At 57.7% G+C, this 10,962-nt stretch carries 9 protein-coding genes; 5 read left to right on the top strand and 4 right to left on the bottom strand.

The window, feature by feature from the left end:
• Positions 1-382: 382 nt before the first annotated feature.
• The 3 genes from WH50_RS22895 to WH50_RS22905 form a co-directional block, all read right to left on the bottom strand.
• Complete coding sequence (locus tag WH50_RS22895) at positions 383-1,684, bottom strand: TRAP transporter large permease (RefSeq protein WP_110189523.1); 1,302 nt, start codon at positions 1,682-1,684, stop codon at positions 383-385.
• Positions 1,684-2,199 carry a TRAP transporter small permease gene (locus WH50_RS22900; protein WP_104152819.1) on the bottom strand — a complete coding sequence of 172 codons (516 nt, stop codon included), beginning with the start codon at positions 2,197-2,199 and terminating at the stop codon, positions 1,684-1,686. The genes WH50_RS22895 and WH50_RS22900 overlap by 1 nt, the downstream gene beginning before the upstream one ends.
• Before the next feature lie 192 nt (positions 2,200-2,391).
• Positions 2,392-3,384: a TRAP transporter substrate-binding protein gene (locus tag WH50_RS22905; RefSeq protein WP_104152818.1), complete on the bottom strand. Its 993-nt coding sequence runs from the start codon at positions 3,382-3,384 to the stop codon at positions 2,392-2,394.
• 470 nt (positions 3,385-3,854) lie between these two features.
• Here WH50_RS22905 and uxaC point away from each other — a divergent pair, with 470 nt between their 5' ends.
• The 4 genes from uxaC (at position 3,855) to WH50_RS22925 (ending at position 9,029) form a co-directional block, all read left to right on the top strand.
• Positions 3,855-5,261: a glucuronate isomerase gene (uxaC, locus tag WH50_RS22910; protein ID WP_110189524.1), complete on the top strand. Its 1,407-nt coding sequence runs from the start codon at positions 3,855-3,857 to the stop codon at positions 5,259-5,261.
• Positions 5,262-5,271: 10 nt separating this feature from the next.
• The gene (locus WH50_RS22915; RefSeq protein WP_110189525.1) at positions 5,272-6,771 is read left to right on the top strand and encodes a tagaturonate reductase; all 1,500 of its coding nucleotides are present in this window, start codon (positions 5,272-5,274) and stop codon (positions 6,769-6,771) included.
• A gap of 2 nt (positions 6,772-6,773) precedes the next feature.
• A complete protein-coding gene (locus tag WH50_RS22920) occupies positions 6,774-8,264 on the top strand; it encodes a UxaA family hydrolase (RefSeq protein WP_110189526.1) in 1,491 nt (496 codons plus the stop codon).
• Positions 8,265-8,510: 246 nt separating this feature from the next.
• Complete coding sequence (locus WH50_RS22925) at positions 8,511-9,029, top strand: DUF2937 family protein (RefSeq protein WP_110189527.1); 519 nt, start codon at positions 8,511-8,513, stop codon at positions 9,027-9,029.
• 55 nt (positions 9,030-9,084) lie between these two features.
• Here the strand turns inward: WH50_RS22925 and WH50_RS22930 are convergent, their stop codons facing one another.
• A complete protein-coding gene (locus WH50_RS22930) occupies positions 9,085-9,558 on the bottom strand; it encodes an Lrp/AsnC family transcriptional regulator (RefSeq protein ID WP_104152813.1) in 474 nt (157 codons plus the stop codon).
• Between the two features lie 157 nt (positions 9,559-9,715).
• Here WH50_RS22930 and WH50_RS22935 point away from each other — a divergent pair, with 157 nt between their 5' ends.
• Positions 9,716-10,666: a DMT family transporter gene (locus tag WH50_RS22935; protein WP_207780443.1), complete on the top strand. Its 951-nt coding sequence runs from the start codon at positions 9,716-9,718 to the stop codon at positions 10,664-10,666.
• Positions 10,667-10,962 lie beyond the last annotated feature (296 nt).

A 10,962-nucleotide genomic window follows, 5' to 3' on the forward strand; every position in this document is an offset into this window, starting at 1 on the left:
TTTTACCTGATACAGATGTGCAGCGTGTGGCTGCCCTCTCTCAGGGAGAGAGGGACGTGTGTAGCGCCTGCGTGTCGGCTTAACAGGTCGTTGAAAATCTATCTGTGTTGCCGAATACCGCGTCAAAAACAGGCTCACAGCCAAAGGCTGAACGTGCTTTAGCACGGCCCCGAAGGGGCGAGCGGAGCGAGTCAAATGCTCATTTAGTTCACTAAACTCCGCTTTTTCGCCTGTTTCTTCCTTGTCTCGGCTGCCTCGATAACGTTTTTCAACAGCCTGCTAGTATACCGGTTTATCCGGCATTGGATCAGAGCTGCAGTGGTTGTTGTCCGACAGCCACTGCTTTTTGTATGACAGCTTTGCCACCTTGTTCACAAGACGATCAGTGCATGCCGAACAGGTGTGGCAGGAACAGTGACAGCTGTGGGATGTAGGTGACGGCAAACAGACTGACCACCAGTGCCAGGAAGAACGGCATCATCGGGCCAATCAGATGCTTCAGTTTTACCCCTGATACCGAGCAGCCGATGAACAGCGCACTGCCTACCGGCGGTGTGCACAGACCGATACACAGGTTGAACACCATCATGATGCCAAAGTGCACCGGGTCCATGCCCAGCTGGGTGGCGATGGGCAGGAAGATTGGCGTGAAGATCAGCACCGCTGGCGTCATGTCCATGAACACCCCGACAATCAGCAGGATCACGTTGATGATCAGCAGGATGACGATGGGGTTGTCGGACACACTCATCAGTGCATCACTGATGGCATAGGGAATATCCGCGTTGGTCATGGCCCAGGACATGCCGACAGAAATGCCGATCAGCAGCAGTACGATGGCCGTTGTGACCACGGATTCCAGAATGATCTTCGGCAGGTCGCGCACCTTGACCTGACGATAGATCAGTACCGACAGGATAAAGGTGTAGACCACGGCAATGGCCGAGGCTTCCGTGGCGGTGAAGACACCGGCAATGATGCCGCCCATGACGATGACGATCATCAGCAGGCTGGGAATGGCATCAATAAAGGCTTTGAAGATCTGTGCCAGGGTAGGGCACTCGGACACCGGGTAACCGCGACGCTTGGAGATGATGTAACCAACCACCATGATGCTCAGCCCCATCAGGATGCCGGGAATATAGCCCGCCATGAACAGGGTAGCGACCGAGACACCACCAGCGGTGAGTGCGTAGACGATCAGCACGTTGGAGGGCGGAATCAGCAGGCCGGTAATACAGGACGTCACGTTGACTGCCGCAGAGTAAGCTGGGTTGTAACCTGCCTGCTTCTGCAGCGGTGCCATGGTGCCGCCCACTGCCGCAGCGGCCGCCACGGCTGAGCCGGAAATGGAACCGAACATCATGTTGGCCATGACGTTGACGTGGCCAAGGGAGCCGGGCATGCGCCCCACCAGAATCTGCGAGAGATTTATAAGACGCTGGGCGATGCCACCGCTGTTCATCAGGATGCCGGCAAACACGAAGAAGGGGATGGCCAGTAGCGAGAAGTTATCCAGCCCTGCCGCCATTTTTTGTGAAACCACGGTAATGGCCACATGCAGGGGCAGCATGGTAGCTGCTGATGCCAGGGTGGCGATACCGATAGAGAACGATACAGGGACGCCGATCAGCACCAGTACGAAGAAGCTGCTGAACATCACCAGGGGGGCTAACCAATCCATCACGCACGCTCCTCGATAATCTGCTGGGCTGGCTGATGGTGTTCAAGCAGGGCTTCAAGAATGAAGATCACCGCATAGAACATCATGATCAGGCCGGAAAGGGGCAGAACGGCATACACATAGGCCATGGGAATCTGCATCGCAGGAGAGACCTGACCCGTGGTGTAAACCTTCTCCACCAGCTCACTGCCGCCCCAGACCATGGCGAGGGCACAGAAGCCAAGAATGCACAGGTTGATAACGACCTGGCTGATCATTTTACGAACGCCGCTGAGGTTGCCGGTCAGCAGGTCAATACTCAGGTGGCGCTGGGCGCCGGTGGTATAGGCAGCGCCGAGCAGGCCAACCCAGATCATGCTGAAGCGGGCCAGTTCATCCGTGATGGTGCTGGGATTGTTAAGGACGTAACGGCTGAAGACCTGCCAGACTACGCAGATGACCAGCACGACCATGACGGTGATGGAGAAACCGGCGATCAGATAGTCGACGGGTTTTTTGTACTTTTCCAGGCGCATTGACTTTCTCCCCGGTGTGGCACTGAAGGGAGACTGCAGGTCAGGCAGAAAGCCCGACCACCGACGTGATCATTCCGGGACGATGACACGGTGTCGGGGCCGGGTGCTGCCAGCAGTCTCGGGGCGGTAGCCCAGGTATCGGCTGTCTGACCCGCTATGGAGCAGGCAACCGATACGCAACGACTGCTGACCTTATTTGGAAGCTTCTACCCCTTCCACTTTCTGCAGCCAGGGCGCGATTTCAGGATCCTTGCGGAAGTCCTCATAGAGTGGCGCCAGGGCATCACGGAAGGCTTTCTTGTCTACCTGAATGAACTGCGAACCGTCTGCTTCGGCTTTCTTGCGTGAGTCGGCGACCACCTCATCCCACAGTTTGGCTTCGTAGGTTTCGGAGTGCTGGGCGGCCGTTGTCAGAATCTGCTTCTGCTTGTCATCCAGCTTGTTCCAGGTCTGAGTGGAGATCAGCAGGTAGTCAGGCACCATGGTGTGGCCGTCTTCGGCGTAGTACTTGGCGACTTCGGCATGACGGGTCTGGTAGTAGGAAGGTTCATTGTTCTCGGCGGCGTCGATGACGCCCTGCTGCAGGGCGGTGTACACCTCACCGAAAGGAATGGGGGTCGGCGCGCCGCCAAGCAGTTCGATCATTTTCAGGGTCGTGGGGGTGGCGACCACACGAATTTTCAGCCCTTTCAGATCCGCCGGAGAGTGGATCGGCTTCTTGGCGTAGAAGCTGCGGCTGCCAGCCTGATAGGCGGCAAGGGCGACAAAGCCTTTATCCTTGGGAATCTGCATCATTTCTCTGCCGATATCGCCGTAGATCACCTTGTTGAACTGCTCCTGGCTGGTGAACAGGTAGGGCAGGCTGAACAGAGCGAAAGGCTTGGCAAAGGGTTCGATCTCGCTGGCGCTGCCTTTGGTCATATCGAGGGCGCCGTTCTGCATCAGTTCAATCGTCTCGCGTGGACCACCCATCTGGCCACCGGGATAGATGCGCATGCGGATGGAGCCGCCGGACTCCTTCTCGACTTCCTTGGCCATGGCTTCCAGCGCCTGACTGACCACATGGCTGTTATCCAGGTTGTGGGCCAGTTTCAGGGTTATCTTGTCAGCAGCCTGGGCTGCCAGAGACATCGCGGTGACGGGCAGTGCCAGCAGAATGCCTTGAGCCAGTTTTTTCAAATTCATGGATAAACCTCGATATTTATAGTTGTGTCGGTCTACTGAACAGGGTGTAGATCCATTCTTCTTGTGTAGATCCATCAGTTGCACACGAAACCAGATGTTTCTCCTGTCTGACCAGTTTTGGCGTACCTGTCTGACAGTGGCGACTGTAGGGAATCATAGCAGCGGATCTTTTTGCTGCAATTGGTTAGACATCTTTTTCCATAAAAAACCAATATCCGTGATCTTTGTCAGGGCTTTACCCCCTGATTTCATTGGTTATTTGGGGTTTTTAATACTTTGGTAGCATGTCTTAACCCCCTTGAACTGGTCTGCATGAAGCAATAAGCTAGGCCTCCGTAAGAAAAACAAAATTGGTATAACAACTTTGTGAGTCTGGTTGCCTGTTACTGTTTCTTCCCTGAGCTGTTCAGGTGCAACCTCGCCAACCGGGCCACATCAAGCTGCCGTGCCGCTGCCGAGGAGCCATGCTCATGACCACTTTCCTGTCTGAAGATTTCCTGCTGGATACCGATGTCGCCAAGCGCCTCTATCATGAGCATGCCGCCCACCAGCCGATCTTCGACTACCACTGCCATTTGCCCCCACGTCAGATCGCGGAAGACTATCAGTTCAAAAACCTGTATGACATCTGGCTCAAAGGCGATCACTACAAGTGGCGAGCCATGCGCTCCAATGGGGTGGATGAGCGTTTCTGTACCGGCGATGCTGGCGACTGGGAAAAGTTTCAGGCCTGGTCGGCTACGGTACCTCACACCATCGGTAACCCGCTGTATCACTGGACGCACCTTGAGCTGCGTCGTCCCTTCGGTCTGACTGGCGTACTGCTGGCCCCCGAGACCGCCAGACAGGTGTGGGACTTCTGCGCTGACAAGCTGACCGATCCTGCTTTCAGCGCACGTGGCATTCTGCGTCAGATGAATGTGAAGATGGTCGGCACGACCGATGATCCTATTGATGATCTGAGCCATCACAAAGCCATTGCCGAGGACGGTTTCGAGATCAGGATTCTGCCCAGCTGGCGCCCGGACCGCGCCTTCAATATTGATGCGCCGTCTTTCGTTGACTATCTCGGGCGTCTGGAAGCGGCGGCAGATGTCAGCATCGTACGCTTTGCTGATCTGTGTAAGGCGCTGGAGCGTCGTCTTGATCACTTCGCCGCGCACGGCTGCAAGATTGCTGACCATGCGCTGGATGTGGTGGTGTATGGCGAGGCGGACAGCAGCACGCTGGACGCCATTCTCGACAGTCGCCGTGCCGGTAAGGCACTGAGCGAGCCGCAGGTAGCGCAGTTCAAGACCGCGGTATTGCTCTATCTGGCCGGCGAATATAACAGTCGTGGCTGGGTACAGCAGTATCACATCGGCGCACTGCGCAATAACAATACCCGTCTGCTGGCGGAGCTGGGGCCGGATACCGGGTTTGACTCCATCAACGATTCGCCTATCGCCGCGCCCCTGTCACGCCTGCTGGATGCGCAGGAACGTGCTCACGCGCTGCCGAAAACCATTCTCTACTGCCTCAACCCGCGCGATAACGAAGTGCTGGGCACCATGATTGGTAACTTCCAGGGGGGTGGTATTGCCGGGCGCATGCAGTTTGGCTCCGGCTGGTGGTTCAACGATCAGAAAGACGGCATGATCCGCCAGATGACACAGCTGGCACAGCTGGGCCTCTTGAGTCGCTTTGTCGGCATGCTGACCGACAGCCGCAGCTTCCTGTCCTATACCCGCCATGAGTATTTCCGCCGCATTCTGTGCCAGATGATCGGCCGCTGGGTGGCCGATGGTGAAGCGCCGGCAGATATGACGCTGCTCGGCGGCATGGTGGAGAACATCTGCTTCAACAACGCCCGTGATTATTTCGGCATTGAGCTGTGAGGCACGGGCTATGACGCTACTCAATCGCACTCATTTTCCCGGCAGGCAGTATCCCGACCGTGCAATACAGTTTGGTGCGGGCAACTTCATGCGGGCCTTTATCGACTGGCAGCTGGATGTGCTCAATGAGCACACCGCGCTGGATGCCGGCGTGGTGGTCATTCGCTCCATCGGTGGCAGCCATGCTGACGGCCAGACCTCGGAGCTGAATCAGCAGCAAGGGCTGTATACCACCCTGATTCAGGGGCTGGATGAACAGGGGCAGGTGGTGCGCAGCCAGCGCCTGATCCGCTGCGTCAACCGTGAAATTCATGCTGGTGATGCCTTTGATGAAGTGCTGGAGCTGGCACGTAATCCGGATGTGCGCTGGGTGTTCTCCAACACCACGGAGGCGGGGATTCGCTTTGAACCGGCGGACAGCCTGCAGGATCAGCCGCCCGCCAGCTTTCCCGCCAAGCTGACCCGCCTGCTGTGGGAGCGCTTTCAGTGCTTTGAAGGCGCCAGCGACATGGGCTGGGTGATACTGCCCTGTGAACTGATTGACTATAACGGTGACGCACTGAAAGCGCTGGTACTGCGCTATGCCGAACAGTGGCAACTGCCTGTCAGCTTCAGCCAGTGGCTGGAGCACAGCAATACCTTCTGTTCCACACTGGTGGACCGTATTGTCACCGGCTTTCCGCGCGAGCAGCAGGCAGCGTTACGTGATGAGCTGGGCTACGACGACCCCCTGCTGGTCGCTGCCGAGCACTTTCATCTGCTGGTGATTCAGGGGCCGCAATGGCTGGAGCAGGCCCTGTGTCTGGATGTACTGCGTGACAGACAGGCACGGGGGGAGATCGACTGCCCGCGTCTGAATATCCATATCGTTGATGACATTGCACCCTATAAAGAGCGCAAGGTGGCGATCCTCAATGGTGCTCATACCGCGATGGTGCCGGTGGCCTATCTGAGCGGGCTGGATACCGTGGGTGAAGCCATGAGCGATGAGCAGATCTGTGCTTTCGTTGAGCAGTTACTGCAGCAGGAAGTGATCCCTGTGCTCAGCCTGCCGCAGGCGGAGCTGCAGGCCTTTGCGGCTGACGTGCTCAATCGCTTCCGTAATCCGTTCATTCGTCACCAGCTGCTGTCCATTGCCCTGAATGGCATGACCAAGTTTGCCACCCGCCTGCTGCCGACCCTGCTGGCCAGCCAGCGACAGCAAGGCCAGTGGCCACGGCACATCACCTTCAGTCTTGCCGCCTTGCTGGCGTTCTACCGGGGTAAACGCGACGGTCAGGATTATGCACTGCAGGATGATCAGCGCTGGCTGACGTTCTACGCGGCGGTCTGGCAGCAGCACGCCGACGGTGAACTGAGTATTTATGAACTGGTCCATCAGGTACTGGCGGATCAGCAGCACTGGCAGCAGGACCTTTCTGCCCTGCCGGGTCTGGTTGCCTGCGTGAGCGACCAGCTGGAACAGATCATCACCGTAGGGATGCGCGCAGCCCTGCCGCGGCAGGAGTAATCATGCAAGCCTGTATCCGAATTCATCCACAGGACAACGTTGCCGTCGCACTGCGCGATTTGGACGCCGGCGAAGCGTTCGCTTTCGACGGCAGTTCCGCCACCTTGCTGCAGCCGGTGCAGCGTGGTCACAAGTTTGCCTTGCAGGCGCTGCCCGTGGGTGCACAGGTGATCAAGTACGGTCTGCCCATCGGCCATGCGCGGGAGAGCATTGCCGCCGGGGCGCATATTCACAGTCACAATGTGGCGACCAACCTCAGTGATCTGGATGAGTACAGGTACCAGCCGGTGCCTACGGCCCTCGGCAGTCATCTGGCTGATCGTGATGTGCAGCTGTATCGCCGTGCCAATGGTCAGGTCGGGATTCGCAATGAGCTGTGGATTCTGCCGACGGTGGGCTGCGTCAACGGTCTGGCCAAACTGATGCTGCAGCAGTTTCTGCAGGAAACCGGCAATGCGCCTGATATTGATGGCATCTATCTGCACAGCCATCAGTACGGCTGTTCGCAGCTGGGGCAGGATCACCTCAATACCCGCACCATGCTGCAAAACATGGTCAGCCACCCCAATGCCGGTGCCGTGCTGGTGATTGGCCTTGGCTGTGAGAACAACCAGATTGCAGCGTTCCGCGATACTCTGGGCGAGCATGATGAGCAGCGCACGCGCTTTATGGTGTGCCAGCAGCAGGAAGACGAAATTGCCGCCGGTGTTGCCTATCTGCATGAGTTGTATGAGCAGATGCGCCATGACCGGCGAGTACCCGGTAAATTATCAGAGCTGCGTTTCGGGCTGGAGTGCGGTGGTTCCGATGGCTTATCGGGGATTACCGCCAATCCGTTGCTGGGGCAGTTTTCCGACTATGTCATCAGCCATGGTGGCACATCGGTACTGACCGAAGTGCCGGAGATGTTCGGTGCCGAGCGGATTCTGATGAGCCGCTGCCGCGATGAGGAAACCTTTACCAAGACGGTGAAGATGGTCAATGACTTCAAGTCGTACTTTATTGCCCACAACCAGCCGATCTATGAAAACCCCTCACCGGGGAATAAAGCCGGCGGCATTTCCACGCTGGAGGAGAAATCCCTCGGCTGTACCCAGAAGGCCGGGCAGAGTGCAGTCGTGGATGTGCTGCAATACGGCGAACGCCTACATCGCGCCGGTCTGAACCTGCTCAGCGCACCGGGGAATGATGCCGTCGCCACCAGTGCGCTGGCCGGTGCCGGTTGCCATATGGTGCTGTTCAGCACTGGCCGTGGCACCCCTTACGGCGGTTTCGTGCCGACCATGAAGATTGCCACCAACACTGAGCTGGCTGAGCGCAAGCGTCACTGGATCGACTTCGATGCCGGGCGACTGGTGCATGGCGTTGATATGGCCACGCTGCTGGAGGAGTTTATCGACAAGGTAACCGCCATCGCTAATGGCGAGCCGACCTGCAACGAGAAGCTGGATTTCCGGGAGCTGGCGATCTTCAAGAGTGGTGTGACACTGTAACGGCGTGTGCTGGAATGACGTCAGGTGACTGAGACCGTGAACGCATGCTGAGTTGAAATCGTGTGGTGAGTGGGAGTCTTGACTCCACTCCTTTTTGTCGACAGTGACAGCAAGGCAGGGAAGGTTTTCCCTGCCTTTTTTGTTGCTGGTGGTTTCGCCGCTGGCCATTCTGAGTGGGCCACATGGCGCAGTGTCCCCGGAGTGTGGCAGAGTGGCAGCCTTCAACCGGGCAAAGAGGAGGCCCCCATGTTTCGTGATTATTTGCGGCTGATGGTATTTGCAGTGGGCCTGCTGCTGGGGGTGCAGGTGCCGGGGCTGATCGACCAGTATCAGAAGCGGGTCGATGCCCATTTGCAGGAAGCCGGGCAGAACCTGCAGGCCTTCCAGCTAACCGCTGACAAGTACTTCAAGGGCGATCTGCAGGCGCTGATCCAGCATTATGCCGACAGTGATGATCCGGTATTTCAGGCCGATTCGGTCAGCGTCAGGGCTGTCTATCAGCGTTATCAGGTGTTTACCGCCGAGCAGCGGGCGCTGCAGCAGCCCTGGTATGGCGTGACCTGGCATATGCTGGTGGCGGCCAACCGCAGCCTGCTGCAGGAAACGCTGAACCAGTACAGCTACACCGTACCGCTGACGCCGTCCGCCATTGGCTGGGGTGTGGCAGTGGGGTTTCTTGCCTCTTTCCTGATCGAGCTGTTTGTCCTGCTGCTGGCTCGTATCGTCGGGATTGGGCCGTTCAGCCGTCGGGCCGGGCAGCTTTAAATTCGTCAGCCTGTTCTTACGCGTAAATCCGCTTCCTCAGAGCGTGTTCAGGTGCTCAGCTCTGTTTCACTTCCTCCACCGCAAGGGGAAGCGGGAAGCGGTCTTTCACTGTCCGAATGGCGAAGCTGCTGTTGATGTCATGCACCATCGGCAGCACCCGCAGCTTGCGTACCAGCCCCTCGTAGTCGCTCAGATCACGGGCGACCACTTCCAGCAGATAGTCAAAGGCGCCAGACACCACGTGGCAGCTGATGACTTCGCTCATCGTCATCATTGCATTCTCGAAAGCCTGGACGACTTCTTCCTGATGGTGGCTGAGGCGGACGCTGACAAATACCGTGGTCGACAGCGCCAGCTGGTTGCGATCAAGAATGGCGCGATAGCCGCTGATGGTGCCCTGATCTTCCAGGCGTTTGAGGCGGCGCGCACAGGGGGAGGGCGAAAGGCCCACCTTGTCTGCCAGTTCGACGGTGCTCAAACGGCCATCGGCCTGCAGTAATTGCAGAATGCGCAGATCGGTTCTGTCCATGGTCAGTGCTCAAGGGTGATTTCCACTCATAATTATCGATTATCTGATTTTATTCACCCTTTATAAGGCGATGGGGTGGCAAGTTTGCCCTGAAACGCCCTGTATTCCGCCCCTATACTGGCGCCAGCAAATCCCCTTGTGGCCCAGGTACGACATCATGGCTTCCGTTGCTGGTAATTCCCTTGCTGCTCCTTCAGTCTGGTGGTCGCCGCGTATGCGCGGTGGCGTGGCGTTAGCGCTGACGCTGCTGGTCTGGGCCAGCTTCTTTGTGTCACTGCGCATCGGTGCCCGGGCATCGCTGCCTGCGCTGGATCTGGCCCTGATCCGCTTCGCACCGGCGGCGCTGGTGTTCCTGCCTCTGTTTATCCGTCATGCCCGGCGTATTGCGCAGGCACCCAAACGCTATCTGCTGGGGATCATCGTCGGCGGCGGCCTGCCTTACTTCCTGATTGCCGGGCAGGGTATGCACTATGCTTCGGTCAGCGATGGCAGCACCCTGATTCTTGGCACCATTCCCCTGTTTGTCAGTGCCATTGCGGTGTGCTGTTACGGTGAGCGCGTTTCTCTTGCCCGGCGCTGGGGGCTGGCGCTGATTCTGCTGGGGACGCTGGTCATGCTGTCGATGTCGCTGTTACAGGGGGGCGAGCGCTGGAAGGGGCATCTGATTTTTGTTGGCTGCGGTCTGCTGTGGGCGTATTACACCGTCTCGCTGCGCAAGGCCGGGCTGACACCCTGGCAGGGCGCTTCGTTTCTGGCGGTGACGTCGCTGGTGCTGACACTGCTGGCCCTGCTGTGGCGTCAACAACCGCTGCAGCTGGTCAGCCTGCCGCTGGATGAGCTGCTGTTTCATATCGGTGTGCAGGGTGTTGGTGTGGGGTTGGTGTCAGCCTTTACCTTTGCTTATGCCATCACCCGTCTGGGCGCCGAGGTGCCTGCGGCCATAGGTTCCCTGACGCCGGTGCTGGCCTCGCTGCTGGCGGTACTGTTACTCGGTGAGCATGTTTCGGCCCGTACCATGCTGGGTATGCTGCTGGTGGTCATGGGGGTCTGTCTTGCCAGCCAGCTGTTGCGCTGGCCGCAGCGAAAAAGCGTTGCCATCGCACGTTAGCAGGCTGTTGAAAAACGTTATCGAGGCAGCCGAGACAAGGAAATACCCCGAGGGCACAAGAAACAGGCGAATAAGTGGAGTTTAGTGAACTAAATGAGCATTTGACTCGCTCCGCTCGCCCCTTCGGGGCCGTGCTAAAGCACGTTCAGCCTTTGGCTGTGAGCCTGTTTTTGACGCGGTATTCGGCAACACAGATAGATTTTCAACGACCTGTTAAGCCGACACGCAGGCGCTACACACGTCCCTCTCTCCCTGAGAGAGGGCAGCCACACGCTGCACATCTGTATCAGGTAAAA

It is taken from the genome of Pokkaliibacter plantistimulans (genome assembly GCF_003194385.1).
Lineage (GTDB): Bacteria > Pseudomonadota > Gammaproteobacteria > Pseudomonadales > Balneatricaceae > Pokkaliibacter > Pokkaliibacter plantistimulans.

Bases quoted from the DNA above. Each gene is read 5' to 3' on its own strand.
- WH50_RS22905 (WP_104152818.1), bottom strand. From the start codon at position 3,384: ATGAATTTGAAAAAACTGGCTCAAGGCATTCTGCTGGCACTGCCCGTC.
- WH50_RS22915 (WP_110189525.1), top strand. From the start codon at position 5,272: ATGACGCTACTCAATCGCACTCATTTTCCCGGCAGGCAGTATCCCGAC.
- WH50_RS22930 (WP_104152813.1), bottom strand. From the start codon at position 9,558: ATGGACAGAACCGATCTGCGCATTCTGCAATTACTGCAGGCCGATGGC.
- WH50_RS22920 (WP_110189526.1), top strand. From the start codon at position 6,774: ATGCAAGCCTGTATCCGAATTCATCCACAGGACAACGTTGCCGTCGCA.
- WH50_RS22895 (WP_110189523.1), bottom strand. From the start codon at position 1,684: ATGGATTGGTTAGCCCCCCTGGTGATGTTCAGCAGCTTCTTCGTACTG.
- uxaC (WP_110189524.1), top strand. From the start codon at position 3,855: ATGACCACTTTCCTGTCTGAAGATTTCCTGCTGGATACCGATGTCGCC.
- WH50_RS22925 (WP_110189527.1), top strand. From the start codon at position 8,511: ATGTTTCGTGATTATTTGCGGCTGATGGTATTTGCAGTGGGCCTGCTG.
- WH50_RS22900 (WP_104152819.1), bottom strand. From the start codon at position 2,199: ATGCGCCTGGAAAAGTACAAAAAACCCGTCGACTATCTGATCGCCGGT.
- WH50_RS22935 (WP_207780443.1), top strand. From the start codon at position 9,716: ATGGCTTCCGTTGCTGGTAATTCCCTTGCTGCTCCTTCAGTCTGGTGG.